We start from the raw sequence: 18,777 nt of genomic DNA, 5'->3' as shown, positions 1-18,777 counted from the left end.
GTCTGCATGGACCGCCTGCATGCACGCCTGCATGGGCGTGCGTCCGTGCGCGCCGCCGGCCGTTCTCAGGCGGCGTTGCGCGGACGCGCGAAGTCGAGCACGGCGCCGCGCGGACCTCGGGCGGCCTGCGTGTCGCCCTCGTTCGAAGCCGGCGCCTCGTCGTAGCCGGCCAGCCGGAAGACGGCAACCGCCTCGCGCAGCTGACGCGCCTGGTCTTCGAGCGAGCCGGCCGCCGCGGTGGCCTCTTCCACGAGTGCGGCGTTCTGCTGCGTGACCTGATCCATTTGCATGACGGCGGTGTTGACCTGTTCGATGCCGCCCGACTGTTCGGCAGAGGCGGCCGAGATCTCGCCCATGATGTCGGTCACACGCTGCACCGCCTGCACGATATCGGTCATCGTGCGCCCGGCATTGCGCACTTGCGACGATCCGTCCTCGACCTGGCTCACCGACGTCTCGATGAGCGCCTTGATCTCCCGGGCGGCGGCAGCGCTGCGCTGGGCGAGCGTGCGCACTTCGCCGGCGACCACCGCGAAGCCGCGACCCTGCTCGCCGGCGCGTGCGGCTTCCACGGCCGCATTGAGGGCAAGGATGTTCGTCTGGAAGGCGATGCCGTCGATCACGCCGATGATGTCGTTGATCTTCGCGGAGCTGGCCGCGATCTCCTGCATCGACGTCACCGCGCGCTCGACCACACGTCCGCCTTCGCCGGCGATCTCCGAGGCATTGATCGCGAGCTGACTCGCCTGACGCGCGTTCTCGGCGTTCTGGCGCACCGTTGCCGTGAGCTCCTCCATCGACGACGCCGTCTCTTCGAGCGAGGCCGCCTGCTCCTCGGTGCGCGCCGACAGATCCGTGTTGCCCGCAAGCAGTTCTCCGGACGCGGAGGCGATCGCCGCCGTGCCGCTGCGCACGCGCCGCACGATCCGATCGAGGCTTTCATTCATGTGTTTGAGGGCGGCCATCAGTTGACCCGTCTCGTCGCGGCTCGTCACTTCGATGCGGCTCGTGAGGTCGCCTTGCGCCACGCGTTCGGCCACCTGCACGGCGTGGGCGATCGGGCGCGTGATGCTGCGCGTGACCGACCACGCCGCACCGATGCCGACGACAGCCGCCGCGCCGCCAATGGCGGCGAGCAGCCACTTGGCGAACGCGATGTCGGCGCTCGTCGAGGCCCCGGTCGCGTCGACGATCTTTTGCTGCAGCGCCACGAGTTCGACCGATTCCGCCTGCATCGCGTCGAGCGCGGGCAGCGCGTCCTTTTCCGCGGTGGCGAGCGCGGCCTCTCGCTGATCCGCTCTCAGTTGCGAGATGACGGTGTTGCGTGCCTTGAGAAACGTCGTGTTGTGTTGCCGGATGGCCGCGAGCAACTCCTTGCCCTGCGCCGAGCTCACGTACTTGTCGAGCACGCCCTGGGCGCGCCCGATGGCCGCCAGGTTCTCGTCGATGTGCCGATCGAACGCGTCGCGCTGTGCGGCGTGCGTCGCGCTGACCGCCTCGAGCAGACGGCGCGCGTTGCTGCGCACCATGGCGTTGATGGTGTGCGCGGCGTCCGCCTTGGCCCAGGCGCTCGTGATGAGCATTTCGTTCGCACGCTCGATGGCGACGAAGCGCACCAGCGTGATGGCGAGCATGGCAAGCAGAAGGATCAGCAAGGTACCGAATCCGATGGACAGTCGGGTCCGGATTTTCAGGTCGGCGATTCGCATGAGCAAAGACTCCATTGAGTGGTTTGATGCCGGGACGACACGCGAGACGTGACGTCGCCGGCGTTGCGGAGTGGTCGCCGGTTGCCGTGCAACGCGTCGAAACGAGGAGTGACGCACGACGCGCCATTGGCCCACGCGCCGAGTTCGATACGTTGGAGGTGCCCGGCGACGCGTGACGGGGATTCGATAAAGCCTGTCCGTCTACCTTCGTATACGACTTGGAATACGATATCTGAAGGTCTCCGACGGGGCGGCGAGCGGAAGTCCGACGCGACGGACGCGTCGGATTCCTACACAGACAGCGGGCGAATCCGACGCGGCGGGTGTGTCGGACGAGCGAGCCGGCTCAGATGACTCAGGCGACTCAGGCGACTCAGACGAAGCGGACGGCGTAGATGGGGGGCAAATGTGCGGACACACATTGCCAGCGTTCGCCTGCACTTTCGCTGATCCACAGCGCGCCGGTCGTCGACCCCATGGCGAGCCGGCGGCCTGTGGCGTCGATGTCGAGGCCGTGGCGATAGACGAGGTCGTAGGACGGCACTTCGGGCAGTCCCTGTGAGAGCGACGTGAACGATTCGCCGCCGTCGCGCGTGCGCGTGACGACCAGACGTGCGTCGACCGGAATGCGGCAGGCGTCGCGCTGCGCCGGCACGAACCAGGCGACGTCGGGGTCGTGCGGATCCACGGCGACCGCAAAGCCGAAGCTCGACGGCGACGCATGAATGCGCCGCCACGACGCGCCGTAATCGAGCGAGCGGAAGATGCCGTTGTGGTGCTGCGCCCACAAGGCATTCGGGGCGTCGCGACATTGCACGAGCCGATGCACGTCCTGCGCGTTGGGGTCGAGCCGGCGCTCCGGCGGCATGTAGTCCGCCTCCATGCCCGAGGCCGCGAGCGTCCACGTCCGGCCGTCGTCGCGCGTGCGCCAGACACCGCCGGTCGACACCGCGACCATCACCTGGCGGCTATCGTGCGGGTCGATGCAGATGGAATGAATGCCGGCGTGGTCGTAGCCGCCGCCCATCCATTCGGCGCGCTCGGGACGATCCCACAGACTGCGCACGAGTTGCCAGCTGCGACCATGATCGCCGGAGCGAAAGAGTCCGCCCGGGATCGTGCCTGCCCACAACACGCCGGGTGCGTCGGGGCCGGCTGCTTCGAGCGACCACAGCAGGTCGACGGACGGGGCGGGCGTGTCGGGTTGGACTGGCGTCTGCGGATCGAATGCGGGCGGCGCGAGCTCTGTCCAGGTGTTCGCCTCGCGCCCGCGGCACCACAGCTTGACGCCGAAGTGCCCGAGGTTGAGCGCGGCGTAGTCGGTGCCGTCGCGCGCATCGTGCAGCACCATGCTCACCGGTTCGCCCGGAAAGTCCGGCGTGCTCGACGCCATGTGCCACGCATCACCTTCGCGCCGCCAGGTGAACAATCCCTTGCGAGTGGCGACCAGCAGGGTCGCGCCGTTGATGTGCTCCACGGTCTTTCTCCTTGGCTCGCTCGCGTCTGCTTCGAGACCCGCGCGGTCATCCCCCCGAGAGCGCCTGCGCCACGTAGACGTGGCTTGCATCGCCCAGTGCGTCGCTCAATGCCCGGCGATCGCGAATCAGCCTGCCGTCGACGAAGACGGCGACGTGCGGGCGCAGCCGGCCCTGGTCGTTGAACAGATATCCGCGCAACGCCGGGGCGCGCGAGATGCATCGCGCGAGCGCGTCGTGCACCGTGGCGCCGTCGACGCGTTGTTCGTCGATCGGCACGTGTCGTTGGATCGCGGGTGCAAACGTGACGGTGGCCATGCCCTTGCGTTGCGATTGCCATGAAGGCAACCGGGTCTGTGCGTTCCGATGAGCGTAAGGCTTCCAGTGTAGACAATGAGGACCATTCGTACACTGGGCGTTGCACCACTGTTGCGCGCTTGCTGCGCTATGTCGCGGCGGGGATAACGCCCGTGCGGCCTACGGCATGTTCCGCACGACAGCGCGCGCCGTGAGGCATGGTGCGGTGCATCGAAGATGCGCCGGGGCGCTTGGCTCCCCACGCCGTTGGCGGATCTCCCGATGCGCAAGACGCGATTCGGCGCCCTTTGCATGACGAGCTGCGAGTCTCGGCGCCCGTGGAGCGTCGTCGTGGGGTGGGGTATCGCATATCGGACACTCCCCAATCCCATTCACCTCGTTATTGTTCACCATTATCGGAGTGCCCGCGCGCGCAGTGCCGCAGGCGATCACTCGGAGGAGACCATGGCGAAGGGCAAGGGGCGAGACATTGGCATGGGGAGTTGGTCTGACGCGGCGATCCGGCGGCAGATGCAGCTGCACAAGGCGGGCGAGCCGTCGCAGACGGACGACCCAAAGGTGGCGCGTCCGCCGGAGCGGGCGAAGTGCGAAGGGCACTTCGTGTGGACGTTGCGGCAGGCAGCGTTCATCGGCCGCGACGACGGCACGCTCAGAGGCGGGCTACGGCACTACGTGACCTGTACCTCGCAGGCCAAACGCTACGACAGCGTGGCGCAGGCCCGCGCAGCGGCCGAGGCGATTCCGGGCGACGTGCTGATCATGTACGGATATGGCCCGAACTGGCCGCTTTATATCGTGGGGAAGTGACGGCGCGAACGAGGCGTTCGCGCCGGATACCGTGGGGGAGGGCAGACCAGGGATTGACTTGCAGCTTACTTGCCCAGTTCGTGGCCGATCACGCCGCCCACGACGGCGCCGCCGATAGTGCCGGCCGTGCTGCCGCCGGTCGCTTCGTGGCCGAGGTAGCCGCCGGCCGCGGCGCCGCCGAGTGTGCAGCCGAAGATGGACGAACCCATGACGAGCGCGGTAATGACAACGAGAATCGACTTCGTCGCTTTCATGATGAGTCTCCTGTTGCGAGGACCGACGTGGGACGCACGCCGGCATGAGTCCAGCTTAGCGGGCGCACCGGAGGCGCAATATCGGCCACGACTGAATCGGGTGTAGGAATTGGACGACAGTTTGGCGCGCCGCCGCGCACCATGGGGGGCGGCGTCCGTGCGTGGTGACGGGGGAGGAAGATGCACGAGTGCGGGCGGAAACAACAAGGGCCGCACGTCGTGCGGCCCTTGCGCTACCTCTGGTGGGGCGTGAGTGACTCGAACACTCGACCTACGGATTAAGAGTCCCGCTTGCGTTTCGTAACAAATTTCTTTTTTTTTCAACGGCTTACGTTCGTGGCCTGTCTAATAATCAAGCCGCGTCGGAGCCAATTGGGGCCTGCTCTGACGCGGTTTGTCCCGCGTTATTAGACGGCAGCCTGCTGCCGGTTGGGCTCGATCGTGCCTCGCCATCGGCACTTGACGTAAATTTCGGTAGTCGTCACAGAGTCGTGCCCACACAACACCTGGATGCGCTCGAGCGGCACGCCAGAGAGCCACATATCTGTTGCCCCCTTCGCTTTCATGTCGTAAGGTCCGAACGACTGAAACGGAGTAAGCCCCTTCGTTTCGCGAGCGCGGTTCACCTTCCCGATATAACGGTGCAGCATTGATGTGAGCCCGGAGTAACTGTAAGGTTGGCCATTGCGCTTGCGAATCCACGTTGTCCCAGGCCCGGGGGTGGGACCGGTAGCCTTCAGATAGTTCAGAATTGCATCGATTTCGGGTGTTACCGCGATATCGACGATGGCGCCGGTTTTCCCTTGGTCGTTGCGGATTACACGGCGTACTGACCCGTCAGGTTCGCGCTTCTGAACGATGTTTGCTGGTCCCCACGCGATAATGTCCTCTGGGCGCTGCAGCGTCCGATACGTCAGATCAAGCAGGCCGCGTACCTGAGGTGCCGCGACCGCCCACACGGCGCGATACTCGTCGTGTTCAACATACCTTTCCCGCTTCGTCTCCTTGTTTCGTTTGACGCCAAGGCACGGGTTCAGCTTAACGCTCCCCTTGCCGGTTCGAATAAGCCATGTGAAGCATGACGACAAGCATGCCTTCTCCCGGTTGCCGCGTACGGGCCGACCGTTTTCCGCACAGAGGTCTAGGTAGGCACCGATGTGTTTCGGTTCGACGCTGGCCGGCGTCATACGGCCGAAGTACACCTTCAGCGGTTCGACATCCCGCTTATAGTCCTCGTATGTCCGGGGTTTGAGGTAGCCCAGCTGTACCCGCTTCTCGCAGTGGACGACGAATTCGTCGAGGAAGTAAGACATCGTGCCATAGGTCGAATCAGGGTCGTTGTACAGGTTGCCTTTTCGTTTCGCCTCAGCGAGGTCAGTACCAAGGCGTTCCCAGCGCCCGTCGCGATGCACGTAGTAAAACGCGCCATGTTTCGGGTAAACGCGGTCGGGCAGTCCCAATTCGTTACTTTTTCGTTTGCGCCCCATTTAATTTGCCTTCTTCTTGTTGCTGCGTGCGAACCGTTGTAGCAATGCAGCGGTATCCGGCGAGCAATCACCCGTTCCGCGATCGATATCGCTTGCGACTGCTCGCCCGCACATGACTTGCTCGAAATGCGCGCGCGATACGAGCGGCATTCCGTTCGGTTTCTTTTTCACCTCAAAACCCGCTCGTCTGAACCACCGCATGATCGCGGCCGGTTGGCGCAGCGGCTCGGCGATTCGGCGTAGCTCGGCATCCGTTAGGAAAGGTGGCAACACGTTCGCCGCCGCGTAGCGAGGGCTCGACGGTGTCTGGTCAAGATTCTGCATCGCAATCACTGTCACAAAAAGGAACCACACGCAGCGCAACTCGTGGATTCGTGGTTTGCGCTCGTTTTTGGTGTAACGCGCTGATTTATAAGCAGATTTTTTGCCATCAATTGCCATGAGTTACCCGTGGATGCGCCTGAAAACTCGTGGCTCAAAAAATAGGCACAGGCGCAAACCCGTGGCAAAAAGCCCAAGACTCGTGGCGCTCGATTCAGGCCTTGTATTGCTTCTTCCCTGCTTTCTTTTCTCTTCTTTTTCAATGAATTAGAGAGAAGAGAGAAAGGCACGAGGGGCGCCGGCGCGAAAATCGGACTAGTGGCAAAAACGCCCCGACTAATGGCGAATGGAGGGCGACACATGGCGGTACTCTTCTCAACAATCAAAGACTTACGAACGGACGCCCTCGAAAACCACGATTCGCGTGCGCTGCCTGCCCCTTCCCGATGGAAAAAACGGCTCGCGCGGCCCGCTTTCATCGGGGCCGGCGCTTTCGCCCGGCAGGTTCGACTTGCGACGGACACGGGGGGCAGCGTGCTGCACGGCGGTCGCATTGGCTGGGAGGGCATCATGCGCGGCCTCGCTGCTCGGCCGCGTCGGTCGCCAGATCTTCGCGAACCGACACGTGCAGCCCGAAGCCGACCAGGCGCTCGAGCGAGATTGGTGTGAGGTACGGCACGCGACGGGTATAGATGCGCCGCTCGACTTCCTTCTCGCCAACCACGACGCCGGCGTGCTTGAGCTGCGCCTTGAACACGCGGTCCGACTTCACCGGCAGGGCGTTCCATTTGTCGCGCAGCGCGCTCGTGTGCGCGATGTGGTCCATCACGTGCCCGGTGCGCAGCAGTAGGCAGAACTCGCCGTCGACCATGTCGAACGTGTACGGGTGCTTGTAGTTGCCGCCGTCGATTTCCGACAGCACGGTTTCCATGATCCAGACCCACGGTTCCCGATCGGCGCTCGTTTCGGCGATGTGGCCGTTCATTTCAGCGAGCAGATCGCGCGGGAAGTCGCCTTCCGTCGGATCCATGCCGGCGAACTCGCACAGGTAGCGCCACGCGAGCGCGACGGCCGCATAGTTGCCGGCCATGCGTTTCGCGCCGTCGTCCTCACCGCTCGCGCGGCAGTTGGCCAGCGCCTTGTCGCGCAGCGTCGCGTACTGGTCGAGCACGGCGCGCTTGTCGAGCCCGGTGAGAAATTCGAGCCACTGCCGTACCGGGAAGCGCGGCAGGTCGTCGGGCAGCAGCGGGCCGCGCTTGCCGGTGAGCGTCGTGCGTACGAGCTTGCCGAGCAGACTGCGCACGGGCACGTCCTCGCCGGCGAGCATCACCGGCGCGCACAGCAGGTATTCGGTCATGTCGGCGCCGCGGCGCGTGACGGTGTACTGATAGTTCTCCTGCAGCAGGCCGACCGCCTTGTCGATCACGTCCTGCCGGCGTGCCGACAGCTCCTCCCAGCCGACCGGATGGCTCGTGTGACTGATGCTGGTCAGCAGGCGGAACTCGGTCTGCAGCGACTGGCCCGAGAACATCGTGAACGCGAGCGACCGTTCCAGACGCTTGATGAGCGTCGATTTGCCAGCGCCCTTGTTCGCCTGGATCGTGATGTGCGGCCAGAAGCCGAGTAGCGCCTTCAGGTGGCCCCCGAGAGCCCAGACGAGCGGGATCGTCGCGGCGTTCTGTTTGAACGTTGTCTGGTAGGCGCTGATGACGCGGCGCGCGTCGCTGATCGGGCCGCTCGGGAACGTGAGGTTGTGATACGGACACTGCTTGTCCGCTTCGGTAAAGTAACAATCCGGGCCTTCGTTGACGATGAGCCGGCCGTCGCGCCACGCGAGCCCCACGAAGTTTGCCGCCTGACGCGCGCCGAGGTCGGCGCCGCGTTCGAGGATATTGACCATGCGCTTGAACGGCGCGGGCGCCCAGATCGGGCCAAACTTGGCCCACTGGTCGACGTTGTGCAGTTGGTCGTCGAGCATCACGCGGCGAATGAGCTGCGCGCCGTGGCGCGGCGCCTGCACCGACACGGCGAAATACACGGTCGGCGCCTGGTCGGCGTCGCCCGTCATCGTCGACGTCGCACTCGCGACCGACACGCGGCTCATGCCGGCGATGCGAAAACCGCACAGATCCGTCATCACCGGTGTCTCGACGCCCGATTCCTCGTTGCGGTCCATCTTCGTGATGTAGCTGGTGAAGTCGGGCCGCACGCGGAAGCGCCAGTACTGTGCGAAGTCGTGCGGCGGCAGAAAGATGCGCGGCCGGCCGCGGCGCGTGGCGTCGCCGGCGAGTCCCGCGATCAGCCACGGCTCCAGCTGCTCGAGCGCACGCGCGAGTTCGAGCGGGCCGCGCAGCTGCAGGTAATCGTTGACGTCGTTGATGGGCTTCTGCTGCTTCTCGCCGTCCGCGAGGTCCGCGAGCCAGTCAGCCTGGTCGACGAGCACGGCGCTGATGTTCAAGGCGGTGAGCCGTTCGTAGAGCGCCCACGCTGCTTCGGGGCCGGGACGGTGACCGGCGCGCGGATGACCGTCAGCGAATGGCTCGTCGTTGTCCATGCAGATCACAACTTGCTTGCCTCGCAACGGAGTGAAATCCAGCGTGTCAACGTTGCCGAGGCCGCGCAGCGCGAGCGCGGCCGCGCCGGGCAGCGCACACGTGTCGATCGACAGCGCGTTGATCGCGCTTTCGACGATGAATACGCGCTTCGCCTTCTCCAGCCGCCGGGGATCCGCGGTCCAGCCGTAGCCCGCCTTGTCGCCCTGCGTCTGCGTTTTGACGCCGCCGTTGAGCGCGGGATCCACGTAGCGCATGTCGACGGCGACGACGCGGCCGTCGGCCGGCGCCCGCACGATGAACGCGGCGGCAGGCCCGCCGTGCCCGACTTCGCCGGCGGCAACTTTCGAGCTCGTCCACGTGTTGAAGCCGAGCGTGCGTGCGGCGATCGCGGCGTCGATCGCCGCGGCCGAAATGCCGCGGCCGCCGAGGTATTCGCGGACCTGGTCGCGCTCCGCGAAGCACCGATCGGCGATGTATTCGACGGTCGTTTTCTCACGGCGCTCGGTCGGCGTCGGCCGGTCGAGCGGAATGCCGTACGCGTCGTGCAGGTAGCGCACAGCGTCCGAGACGGTGCCGCCGCGCACATATATGACCAGATCGACGCACGAGCCGCCGACGCCGGCGCTGTGATCGCGCCAGCCCGTGCCATGCTTCGGGTGATTCACGTAGATCGACAGGGACGGGTTTTTGTCCTCATGCTGCGGCGAGTGGTAGAGCGCCTTGTTGCCGCCGCGGCCGCGCTTGAGACCGAGGCGATCGGCGAGGTCGTGCAGGTCGATGCGTTGTTTCAGTTCGTCGATCGAGGCCATTGTTATTGCTGTTGTTCAGGTTGCTGCGGGGTGTTGACAGCCGGGTTGTCCGGCGTCGCGGGCGAGAAGACGAGCGCGCGCAGCGCGTCGGCGGACTCGGGGAAGTCGAGCGCGAGGCGATCACTCAATGCCGCGACGAACAGGCCGAGCGCACACTGGCGAGCGACGCTGCCGGGGCGGTTGTTGAAGTGCAGAGGATTTGCGGCCGCGACGATCGCGGCCCGGAGCGTCGCATCGTGCGATGAAGCATCGAGGCGGCTCATGCGGCTTCCCCCAGGATCGCGAGCCGATTGCGCGCGAGCTGATAGGTGGCGAACTGCAGATCGGTGCGGGCTGCAGTCGCCTCGTCGAGCATAGTGCGCAGTCGGGGCCGATTGCGTTCGACGTTCGTCGTCGCGTTTGTGATGGCTGCGGTGCGGGATGTGCCCGTCCCGGCTTGCATGCCCGAGGCCAGGTGCGTGACGACCCACTTTTCCGGATGGCCATCGGCCAGATAGGGCTCGGCGTGGATGCCGAAAGTCGCGCCGACGTCGTTCGGAATGACGACATGCTCCCCGGTGACGGTGCGGAGACCGGCCGAGGTTAGCAGCTCATAGCGGATAGCGGATTCGATCGTCATCACATCACCCCCGAGGCGGAACGGACCATCCGAGCGCGACGACGAGCGCAACCATCACCGCGACGCCGCCGACGAAGGCGATCGGGCGTGCGTATCGGACGTCGAATAGGCGCAGGACGTCGGTGGTGAGGTAGTACGCACCGGTGAGGGAGAGCGAGAGCATCAGCAGCACACTGATGCCGAAAACGTAGGGTTTCATGGTTTGGCTCCAGGTAAGTGCGCCGGCATCGGCGCGGATTCGTCATTCGTCGAAGTCGTTCGCAGCGCATCGCTTCGCGTCGGAGCTGCGCCGCGACCGGGCTTGTTCTCGGTCCTGCATCGCACGCGCCGCAGATTCCACGACCAGGCGTACGGCGCGATGGCGGATCGACGTGTCGAAATCACCGACCATGCGCAGGCGATGCCATGCCGCGCGCAGGTCGACGTCGGTGAGCGGCGCGCGCATCGGTCAGTGCATCCAGGCGAGCAGCGGCGTGCCGCGCGCGAGATCCCACGACACGGCGAAACCGAGTGCGCGTGCGGATGCGACGAATACGTCGGCGCGGACGTCAGTCGCGCAGAGCTTCTGCAGGTAGGCGACGCGCTGGTTGAAGTCGAGCGACGAGGTGAGGGTGGTGACGTGGGCGGGAGTCGGCGTTTGCATGAGTCTCTCCAGAATTTCAGGCAAAAGGAGTCCCCCGCGCCCGCGCGAGGCGGGTGCGATGGGTGTGAAACAAGAATTGCGGTTACTGGTTAGGCGTCGATCAGCGAGAGCTGACGCGGGTCCTGCGGTAGCCGGTCAACCTTGCCGACGGGCAGGTAGACCATCGGGTTCGGATTGAGGCTCGGCGCGATCGTGTGGACGGCGGCAATATGGATCTTGTACGTCGTCGCGCACTCGATGTTGGTGCATTGGCAGTACGCCTCCCGGACGAGGACGGACAGCGGACGGCTGGTCCGAATGACGGCGCGGCTGCCGCAGTGATGGCACTTCAATTTCATCGTGACTTCCTGTCGGAAATGGCCGCGTCAATTACGGCTGTTGTTATGGACGACGTAGAGCGCCCGGTCTCGTCCGGTGAGGCGACGTGCGCCGAGGCGCAGCCGTCGCTTCACGAGCCATTCCGCCGCTTGCTGAATCGACGCGAGGCCTTGCTGTTGCCGTACGCGCTCGAGTAATTCGGCGTCCTGCTCGGTGAAGGTGATTTCGAGTTCGGGCATTGAATCGGCTGCTCCAAGGCTGCTGCTATCGGGCCTGGTCGCGAGCTACATTGCTCGATGGCAACAGGGCTTCGGCGGCTTCTCGCAGAACCATCTGGCGAATCAGCGTGGCGGTTTGCTCGCCCTGATAGTTAGCAAGCGCGGTGATGAGCGCGTATTCGTAGTCGTCGAACCGCAGCATCAGGCGGTTGTCGCGGACGCGCTTGGGATCGGGATACATGATGATCACCTCCGGTCAGCTGGCGGAAACTTTGGCGGACGTGTCCTCGAACGAGGACACCTTGGCGAGGTAGTGCGGCAGCCCTTCGAGATAGATCAGGCGCGTGAGGCTCGCAAGAGAGCGAGGCTCACGTCGGGCGAGCTGTTCGAGCTGGCTGCGCTCGGCGGGCAGAAGGCGCAGGGAAACCGGCTTGCTGGACATGACGCCGGCCGGTGCGCGCCGGGGGCCTTGAGGGGTTGTCATGGCGGTTATACTCAGTTTGGACAGTGCTTCACTAGGGATGAGTGAAGTTTAAGGTACTCAAAACGAAACTTCAAGATGGTAGAGAAAACGATTGGCGACCGTTTGAAGGAGGAACGGATGCGCATCGGACTAAGCCAGGCAGAGTTCGCTGCGCTGGGTGGGCTGGGAAAGCAGGCGCAACTGAACTACGAATCCGGTACGCGATCACCAGACGCGAACTACCTGGCGGCGCTCGCCAAGATCGGCGTTGACGTGCTGTACGTGATTACTGGCGAGCGTGCGACTCAATCGAAATTGCCGCCTGACGTAGCTGACCTGGTAGACAGCTTTTTGCAACTGAACGACATCGGCCGCGCCGCTGTGCAAGGCGCGATCAACGGTTACCTGCACATTGGCGAGATGACCGTGTCTGGCCAACCTTCAAAGCGGATTCCACGGATCGCGGCGAATCGCATGGCGAAGCTGGACGCGTTCGTTGAGGAGGAAGTGAAGGCGGCACAAGCCAGTGTGGAGCAGACCAAGCGACAACGCGTATCTCGTAAACGCGGTCAGATCAGTCAAGACTGACTTACTTAGGACCGGCGCAGGGTATCCGCGGCGCGCTTGAGCGCCGCCATCGCGTCTTCCACGTGCCCCAGAATGTCTGCCGCATCCAACATGGATGGCGAGCACTCCGGCTGCCCGCGCAGCGCCGCTAACTCCTGATCGAAGCGGGACACGATCATGCGCAGTCGTCTCCCGTACTGAGTGAGGTGGAATCCATCGCTACCGGAACGCCGCTCCATCAACGGGAGGCCCAATATCTTTTCGAGCTCGGTGATCTTCTGGCTGACCGTCGGCCGTTGCACGCCAAGCGCGTGCGCGGCCTCCGTGATGCTGCGGTAACGGGCGATCTCCGCGAAGGCCCTGAGAAGGTTCCAGTTGAATTGTGTCGGCCTCGTGGACGGATTCATACGATTGCGCAATGTGGGCATGACGCAATCTAGCAGCGTGTCGCGAACACCGCTCAATCTGGCCGCCGGGACCGAGGCAGACGTAGGTTTTTACCTAACTTTCGAAAGCCTTTTCCCTACGTTTCATTTTCATTCGTAACGCACGAAAATAGGGCCGCGTTACTTGACGCGTGAATGTCGTTTCACGCGGTAACGTGGTTCACAATATCCGAAGAGGTATCCGTAGTGCGTAACACGAAGCAAGACCAACTCGATGCCATTGAAACAACGATCGACGGGGCCATCGATCGCTGCGCGGAAGCGAACCCGACTACACAAAGGATGCGTTCCGCTGATCCGCCCAGGAAGAAGCGCGCAGGGCGCCGACTGCGAACGCTGTCCCCTGCCGAGCATGCTGATCTCGTGCAGCTCGTCACAAGCTCACTCGCGAGCCTGTCCGCTATCCACCGCATGCTGATGCAGTAGTTCATGCTCCATCCGAGGTGTCGAACTCCGGCACCTCGGTCGCCTTGACCTCTAGGTCGAGGTCTGATGTAAATCCGCCGTTACCGTCGAGCGTATGTGTAACACGGGCGACGATCCACTTGCAGTCGTCGATGACGCGTTTGTAACCGCGCACGGTTACAGGCAGCTCGGTCATGAGTTCGGGCCGGCCGAGCGCGAGCACGATGCTGAACTCCGCGACGCCGCGCTGCAGCTTCTCCCATTCCGCCTTCGCCGCGCGCGTCGCGTTGCTCTTGTTCGCGTACGTGTGCCGCAGCACCTTCACGTTCTCCGCCGTGCCAAACAGCACGTCGCCGCTCTTATCGATGGGCTTCTTCTTCGTGGTGCGCCGCCGGCGCCGCTTGACGGTGGTCGACTGCTTCTTTGCGGTGCGCGTGTTCAGGTAGAACGCCTGCACGCCGGAATATGCGTCGCGATCGGCGACACCGAACTCATGGCGATCGCCGACGTCGCGGGTGATCGTGACGGGCGGCAACGGCTTGCCGCTCGCCGTGGTTGCTTCGCCGGCCTTGATGAACAGCAGCTTCCCGTTCTTCACGGTTGCGATGGCGTCGAACGTTTTGGCCAAGCGCGTGAGCAAATTGGCATCGGATTCGGCAGTCTGGTCGATATGGTCGACGAGCTGACCGTCGAGCGCACGACTGACACGCGCCTCTACCTTGTTCTGGCTCGCGATCGCGCGCACGATCGCACCGACCGTTTGCCGGTGCCAGGACCGTTCCTTCTTGATCGAAAGGCCCGCGCGCAGATCGACGCTGCGCGCGCGAATGGTCAGCACATCGGGTGTGCCGGTGTGCCGCACCTCGTCGACGACGAACTCGCCTTTATCGACGAGCCCATTCGCAGCCCCGGCCCAACCGATGGCCACCTTCAATCTCACGCCGCGGCTCGGGATCTCCAGCGCGCCGTCCGAGTCGTCCAGGCTGATGTCGAGTTGGTCGGCCTCGAAGCCGCGGTTGTCCTGCAGCGTCATCGAGATCAGCCGACCGTCGAACTTGTGCGTGATGTCCTTGCCGGCCAGCGTGATCGAATAGATCGCACGCGGCACGCGATCGTCAGCCAGCGCCGCTTTTTGCACCAGCTCGGCGCCGGGCAGGTCGGCCAGATTCATAGCGAGATCGCCTCCTTGATCGCGTCGGTCACAATGCCCAGCATGTCGATGTCGTCGTTGCGCGTGAGCGCCACCGTGAAGTCGATGCGGCGCGCCGCGCCATCCGGGAAGAACAGCGTGCGCGCCGTATCGATGTCGTCGATCGTGAACATGCCGTAGATGTGGCCGGTGCCCTCGATCAGCGGCCACGCGGTGTGTTGCTCGGCCATCGCCTCGAGCACCGACAGCGACAGATCGCCGCCGGTCAGTTCGGGCAGCAGCACGCCGGAGAGGACGATCGTTTCGTCAACTTCGCCAACGTACTGCCGCGCCGGCTTCCGGCCGACACGGTTGTTGCTCGCGTAGCGCCAGCCGCGCCGGCGCTTCAACTCCTGGTAGGGCAGCGTCGACAGGCTGAACACGAACAGCCCGAGCGCCATCATCATGACAATCCCCCTTCAATCCCGATCGCGCAGGCGCGAGCGCTCACGCGCGGCCTGCGCGGCTTGCTCCTGTCGCATCACCTGCAGCACCTTCTGCGCGAGCGCATTCGCGTCCATGCCTGGCGACGCGTACACGTTGATCGTGATCGGCGCGGGCGCCGATGCCGGCGCGCGCGCGGCCGTTGCGGCGATCAGCGGCGGCCGGTTGTCGACGGAAAGCGGTGCGCTGCCCGCGATTGCCGCTCCCGTGAGGCCGATGCCTGCGCCGGCGGCGACGATGCGCTTGCCGAGTTCGCGCACCGTCGCGAGCGGTCCGTCCTGGCCGTTGCGCAGCCCCTGCTCGAGGCCGGCCATCGTGAAGCCGCCGAGTGCGGCGAACACGCGGCTCGGCGAGTGGATGCCGAGCCGCTCCTTGAACCAGCTGACAACGCTGTCGCCAGCGCGCTGGATCGCGGTCTTCACGGCGCCCAGGCCGTTCGTGATCCCGTCGACGAGCCCGGACATAAGGTTCGATCCGAACTCAGCGAAGCGCGTCGACGCATCAGCGAGGCCGCGGATGATGTCGGCCAGCCAGGCGCCGAAGGCTCGGCCGGCGCCCGTTGCGGCGTCGAGGCTTTCCTTGCTTGCGTCGACGGGCGGCAGTAGTCGTGTGAGCCAGTCCCGCACACCCTTCGCAGCGCCCATCAGCCAGACGAACAGCGGTTTGAGCGGTGCGAACGCGGCGCCGAGTATCCCGAAGGCTCGGCTGACGAGCGGCGCGAGCGGCTTCAGGCCATCGGCCAGCCCTTGCCAGAAGCCCGAGAAAAACGCCTTGATCGGCTCCCAGTACCTGACGATGAGCAGCGCGGCAAGCGCGATGCCGGCGATCACGATGCCGATGGGACTCGTCAGCGCGACGCGGCCTACGAACAGCAACGTCCGCGCGATGGCGCCGAGCGCGCGCACCAGGACACTGCCCTGGATGCCGAGCATCGACATGCTGAAGCGCACGATCGCGAGCGGCCCGAGCACGGCCGCGAGCGTGATCGTCAGCGTGCCGAGCACGGCGAGCAGCACGCCGAGGCCGGCCGCGCCGATCGCCACCGCGCGCGTGAACGTCGGATATTCCTTCGCGAAGCCGAGCAGCTGCTCGAGCACACTGGTGGTCAGCTCGAGCGCGCGGTTGTACACGGGCAGGACCTGCTCGCCGATCACGGTGCGCAGATTGCGGACCTTCTCCAGCGCGATCAGCTCTTTCCCTTCGGTTTGCTGCTGCCCGAGTGCATGCAGCTTGTCGATCCCGTACGCGCCGCGGTTCAGCCGCTCATTCTTGTGAATCTGCTCGCGCTGCATGTACATCGTGGCGAACAGGTTCGCGCCGTTGCCGTTCGTCATGATCGTGGAGAATTCCTCCAGAATCTTGGCGTCCGACGTGATGCCCTTGGCCTTCAGCTTCGGCAGCAGCACCTTCTCCATCCACTCGAATGGCGAGGCGTTGAAGAGATCGCCGCCAATCAGCGCGCCGGGCTTGATCCGCTTCACATTGCCGATCGTGTTGTACTCGACCGACTTCTTGTCGACGAGCCCGAGCTCGACCAGGCGCTTGGCCGCCCGCACGGTCGTCTTGCCTTGCATCAGGTTGCTGTACGCCGCCTGCACGCCGGTGCCGGCCGCGTGACCGCCCATTTCCTGGATGAGCGGCTCCATCTGGTAATAGAACGCGTCCTGGCGCATCTGCTTCGCAGCGACCTTGCCGGTCTGGATGAAGTTGCGCCACTCGTCGCCGCCGACACGCCCGCCCGTCGCGGTCAGCACCTGCTGGACCATGTTCGCTTCTTTGATGAACGCTGCCTCGGATTTCGTGCCGCCGCGCAGCTCGATCACCTTCAGCATGTTCATGAACTTCTCTTCGTTCTCGTGCCCCTGGTCGGCGCCGAACATCGCCTCGTTCGCGAACTTCATCTTCGCGAGCGTTGGCATGACCATCTGCGCGTGATGCTCGTCGGCGAAGATCGACATCGCGTCGCGCATCAGCGTCATGTTGTCGGCGATCGCCACGCCCGGAGTTTGCATCGCGCGTACGTAGCGCTCCGCATCCTGCGTCGCACGTTCGCCGAGGCCGAGCCCGAGGATGCGGCCGCGCTCATTCTGGATTTTCTTCGCCTCGGCCAGAGGCTCACGCAGGTCGGCAAGAATGTGCTGGCCCGTTGCGCGCGCAGCATACCCGCCGATTGCCATCTCAGCCGCGGCGCCACGCATGGCGCCCATCTTCGTGCGTGCGGCCGCGATGCGCTGCTGTTGGTTGTTCATGGCGTCCAAGCGCCGCGCATGTTCCGTCAGCGTCGCGTTCGTTTCGGCGATGCTCGAGCGTAGCGCCCGCTGGTGTTCGACGAGATTGCGTGTACTGACGCCGCTCGCGGCGAGACTCGAGCGCACGCCGTCGAGTCGCTGACGTTCCTGATCGAGCTGGCCGGCAAGCGCCTTCGCCGCGCGTACGGCCTGCTGGTGTTCGCGAGTGAGCGCGCGTGTTGGCGACTCGGCCGCTTTCATCTGCTGCGCGAGCTGGCGCACGCGCTCCTGCGCAGCGCGCGCCTTCGCCTCGGTTTCCTGCATGCCGCGACGCAACTCCCGGAACTCGCCGATACGCTTCTGGGTGTCGCCGAGTTCCTTGAGCCGCGTGCGCGTGTCGCGCAGGTCTTTCACCAGCGCGCGGTTGCGCCCGGTGATCTCGCGAATTGGGCGGCTCGCCTGGTCGAGCGCCTTGAGCACGACCTCGAGGCGCAGCGAACGATCGCTCATTCGTTACCCTGCTCGTAGCGTTCACGTGCGCGCTCGCGCCAGTCCATCAGCTCCGACAGCGGCATGGCGGCCATCACGTCGGGCGACCAGTGGAACACGAGCGCGATGTCGGCCATCACGTCGTCGACGGTTCGAGGGAGACGTCCGCCTTCGACGAGTTCGGCACCAAAAAACCAGCCACCTCCGTGCCGAGCTGCACCAGATCGGCCGGGTCCAGGCGCAGCACATCCTGCGTGGTCAAAACAGGATCGCTGATGCGCGGCAACACTTTCGACAACGCGATCACGTCCAGCTGCAGCACGTCGGTGAGCGCGACGCCGCGCAGCGCGCCGGCGAGCGGCTTTATCAGCGTGACGGCAGTGATTTCCTGCTCGCCGCGTTTGATCGGCGTATCGAGCGTAATGACGGCGGATTGCTTGGATTGCATGGTGTGTTTCCTGAGAGAGGGAATGGATTAGGATTACAGGCCGATGTCGCGGCGCTGCTGCGCGAGTCGATCGACACCGCCGACGATCTCGACGAAGTTCGGGATGTCGATCTCGATCAGCGTCTCGCCGTTGCAGACGAGGCGGTAGTACGACAGCGACATCGTGCCGGTCTGGTCGGCGTTGTCGCCGGCCTTGGCCTTACCGGGGTCGATTTCCTTGTAGCGGCCGCGCACATACACTTCGACCGCGTCCGTTTCTTCGGTGTCGTCGCGCTGGTAGGAACCGGCGAAGCGCACGGTGACGCCGTCGATCTTCGACGTGCCCCACGTCTTGAACATCTCCTTCATGAAGCCGCCCATCGTGAGGCCGAGCTCCATCTTCTCCATGCCGAGGTCGACGTCGACTTCGGCGTTCATGCCGCCGCCGCGATACGCTTCCATCTTGCGAGACAGCTTCGGCAGCTGGATTTCGGGCACTTCGCCGACGAACGAGACACCGTCTTCGAACACGTTGAAATTCTTCAGTTTGGATGGCAGAGCCATTGCATTTCCCTATGGTGAGTGC

The 18,777-nt window shown here is 64.6% G+C and carries 25 protein-coding genes; 2 read left to right on the top strand and 23 right to left on the bottom strand.

What is annotated here, in order from left to right; genetic code table 11:
- Window positions 1-65 precede the first annotated feature (65 nt).
- The 3 genes from CDN36_RS01945 to CDN36_RS01935 form a co-directional block, all read right to left on the bottom strand.
- The gene (locus tag CDN36_RS01945) at window positions 66-1,709 is read right to left on the bottom strand and encodes a methyl-accepting chemotaxis protein (protein WP_287495866.1); all 1,644 of its coding nucleotides are present in this window, start codon (window positions 1,707-1,709) and stop codon (window positions 66-68) included.
- A gap of 373 nt (window positions 1,710-2,082) precedes the next feature.
- Window positions 2,083-3,186 carry a WD40/YVTN/BNR-like repeat-containing protein gene (locus CDN36_RS01940; RefSeq protein ID WP_287495865.1) on the bottom strand — a complete coding sequence of 368 codons (1,104 nt, stop codon included), beginning with the start codon at window positions 3,184-3,186 and terminating at the stop codon, window positions 2,083-2,085.
- Between the two features lie 46 nt (window positions 3,187-3,232).
- Window positions 3,233-3,502 carry a MoaD/ThiS family protein gene (locus CDN36_RS01935; RefSeq protein ID WP_150556884.1) on the bottom strand — a complete coding sequence of 90 codons (270 nt, stop codon included), beginning with the start codon at window positions 3,500-3,502 and terminating at the stop codon, window positions 3,233-3,235.
- Window positions 3,503-3,976: 474 nt separating this feature from the next.
- Here CDN36_RS01935 and CDN36_RS01930 point away from each other — a divergent pair, with 474 nt between their 5' ends.
- The gene (locus tag CDN36_RS01930; RefSeq protein WP_150556883.1) at window positions 3,977-4,309 is read left to right on the top strand and encodes a hypothetical protein; all 333 of its coding nucleotides are present in this window, start codon (window positions 3,977-3,979) and stop codon (window positions 4,307-4,309) included.
- A gap of 65 nt (window positions 4,310-4,374) precedes the next feature.
- On the opposite strand, the gene CDN36_RS01925 is transcribed toward CDN36_RS01930, so the two are convergent.
- The 13 genes from CDN36_RS01925 to CDN36_RS01865 form a co-directional block, all read right to left on the bottom strand.
- On the bottom strand, window positions 4,375-4,563 hold the full coding sequence (locus tag CDN36_RS01925) for a glycine zipper 2TM domain-containing protein (RefSeq protein WP_150556882.1): 189 nt from the start codon (window positions 4,561-4,563) through the stop codon (window positions 4,375-4,377).
- A gap of 407 nt (window positions 4,564-4,970) precedes the next feature.
- The gene (locus CDN36_RS01920; protein ID WP_080594212.1) at window positions 4,971-6,050 is read right to left on the bottom strand and encodes a tyrosine-type recombinase/integrase; all 1,080 of its coding nucleotides are present in this window, start codon (window positions 6,048-6,050) and stop codon (window positions 4,971-4,973) included.
- Window positions 6,051-6,491: a DUF4224 domain-containing protein gene (locus CDN36_RS01915; RefSeq protein ID WP_175835569.1), complete on the bottom strand. Its 441-nt coding sequence runs from the start codon at window positions 6,489-6,491 to the stop codon at window positions 6,051-6,053.
- A gap of 448 nt (window positions 6,492-6,939) precedes the next feature.
- A complete protein-coding gene (locus CDN36_RS01910) occupies window positions 6,940-9,735 on the bottom strand; it encodes a toprim domain-containing protein (RefSeq protein WP_039220801.1) in 2,796 nt (931 codons plus the stop codon).
- A 2-nt stretch (window positions 9,736-9,737) separates the two neighbouring features.
- Window positions 9,738-9,998, bottom strand: coding sequence for a hypothetical protein (locus CDN36_RS01905; RefSeq protein WP_039220797.1), 261 nt, complete (start codon window positions 9,996-9,998; stop codon window positions 9,738-9,740).
- Complete coding sequence (locus tag CDN36_RS01900) at window positions 9,995-10,354, bottom strand: hypothetical protein (protein WP_006416680.1); 360 nt, start codon at window positions 10,352-10,354, stop codon at window positions 9,995-9,997. Before CDN36_RS01900 ends, CDN36_RS01905 begins: the two co-directional genes overlap by 4 nt.
- A 4-nt stretch (window positions 10,355-10,358) precedes the next feature.
- Window positions 10,359-10,553 carry a hypothetical protein gene (locus CDN36_RS01895; protein ID WP_012217445.1) on the bottom strand — a complete coding sequence of 65 codons (195 nt, stop codon included), beginning with the start codon at window positions 10,551-10,553 and terminating at the stop codon, window positions 10,359-10,361.
- Window positions 10,554-10,595: 42 nt separating this feature from the next.
- Window positions 10,596-10,799, bottom strand: coding sequence for a hypothetical protein (locus tag CDN36_RS01890; protein ID WP_006401791.1), 204 nt, complete (start codon window positions 10,797-10,799; stop codon window positions 10,596-10,598).
- A gap of 3 nt (window positions 10,800-10,802) precedes the next feature.
- Window positions 10,803-10,997 carry a hypothetical protein gene (locus CDN36_RS01885; protein WP_012217443.1) on the bottom strand — a complete coding sequence of 65 codons (195 nt, stop codon included), beginning with the start codon at window positions 10,995-10,997 and terminating at the stop codon, window positions 10,803-10,805.
- An 89-nt stretch (window positions 10,998-11,086) separates the two neighbouring features.
- Window positions 11,087-11,335 (bottom strand): Ogr/Delta-like zinc finger protein, encoded by a 249-nt coding sequence (locus CDN36_RS01880; protein ID WP_006401793.1) that lies wholly within the window; start codon window positions 11,333-11,335, stop codon window positions 11,087-11,089.
- A 27-nt stretch (window positions 11,336-11,362) separates the two neighbouring features.
- Window positions 11,363-11,554, bottom strand: coding sequence for a hypothetical protein (locus tag CDN36_RS01875; RefSeq protein WP_081068931.1), 192 nt, complete (start codon window positions 11,552-11,554; stop codon window positions 11,363-11,365).
- Between the two features lie 25 nt (window positions 11,555-11,579).
- Window positions 11,580-11,774, bottom strand: a complete 195-nt coding sequence (locus tag CDN36_RS01870) for a hypothetical protein (RefSeq protein WP_006401795.1) — start codon at window positions 11,772-11,774, stop codon at window positions 11,580-11,582.
- Window positions 11,775-11,789: 15 nt separating this feature from the next.
- Complete coding sequence (locus CDN36_RS01865; protein ID WP_226823103.1) at window positions 11,790-12,017, bottom strand: hypothetical protein; 228 nt, start codon at window positions 12,015-12,017, stop codon at window positions 11,790-11,792.
- A 75-nt stretch (window positions 12,018-12,092) separates the two neighbouring features.
- Between CDN36_RS01865 and CDN36_RS01860 the strand changes: the two genes are divergently transcribed.
- Window positions 12,093-12,584 (top strand): helix-turn-helix domain-containing protein, encoded by a 492-nt coding sequence (locus tag CDN36_RS01860; RefSeq protein WP_059940148.1) that lies wholly within the window; start codon window positions 12,093-12,095, stop codon window positions 12,582-12,584.
- Window positions 12,585-12,589: 5 nt separating this feature from the next.
- On the opposite strand, the gene CDN36_RS01855 is transcribed toward CDN36_RS01860, so the two are convergent.
- The 7 genes from CDN36_RS01855 to CDN36_RS01825 form a co-directional block, all read right to left on the bottom strand.
- Window positions 12,590-12,970: a LysR family transcriptional regulator gene (locus tag CDN36_RS01855; protein ID WP_059940151.1), complete on the bottom strand. Its 381-nt coding sequence runs from the start codon at window positions 12,968-12,970 to the stop codon at window positions 12,590-12,592.
- A gap of 466 nt (window positions 12,971-13,436) precedes the next feature.
- Complete coding sequence (locus tag CDN36_RS01850; RefSeq protein WP_039220642.1) at window positions 13,437-14,585, bottom strand: phage late control D family protein; 1,149 nt, start codon at window positions 14,583-14,585, stop codon at window positions 13,437-13,439.
- Window positions 14,582-15,010 carry a phage tail protein gene (locus tag CDN36_RS01845; protein ID WP_039220639.1) on the bottom strand — a complete coding sequence of 143 codons (429 nt, stop codon included), beginning with the start codon at window positions 15,008-15,010 and terminating at the stop codon, window positions 14,582-14,584. Before CDN36_RS01845 ends, CDN36_RS01850 begins: the two co-directional genes overlap by 4 nt.
- 12 nt (window positions 15,011-15,022) lie before the next feature.
- Entirely contained in the window at window positions 15,023-17,785 is a 2,763-nt protein-coding gene (locus CDN36_RS01840) for a phage tail tape measure protein (RefSeq protein WP_287495864.1), read from the bottom strand.
- On the bottom strand, window positions 17,782-17,901 hold the full coding sequence (locus CDN36_RS01835) for a GpE family phage tail protein (RefSeq protein WP_035947244.1): 120 nt from the start codon (window positions 17,899-17,901) through the stop codon (window positions 17,782-17,784). Before CDN36_RS01835 ends, CDN36_RS01840 begins: the two co-directional genes overlap by 4 nt.
- On the bottom strand, window positions 17,901-18,212 hold the full coding sequence (locus CDN36_RS01830) for a phage tail assembly protein (protein ID WP_006416684.1): 312 nt from the start codon (window positions 18,210-18,212) through the stop codon (window positions 17,901-17,903). Before CDN36_RS01830 ends, CDN36_RS01835 begins: the two co-directional genes overlap by 1 nt.
- A gap of 33 nt (window positions 18,213-18,245) precedes the next feature.
- Window positions 18,246-18,755 (bottom strand): phage major tail tube protein, encoded by a 510-nt coding sequence (locus CDN36_RS01825; RefSeq protein ID WP_006401805.1) that lies wholly within the window; start codon window positions 18,753-18,755, stop codon window positions 18,246-18,248.
- Window positions 18,756-18,777: the final 22 nt, after the last annotated feature.

It is taken from the genome of Pandoraea sp. CB10b_02 (genome assembly GCF_002216225.1).
Classification (GTDB): domain Bacteria; phylum Pseudomonadota; class Gammaproteobacteria; order Burkholderiales; family Burkholderiaceae; genus Pandoraea; species Pandoraea nosoerga.
Note: the sequence above shows the minus strand (reverse complement) of the source record. Positions and strands in the feature narration are given on the sequence as shown.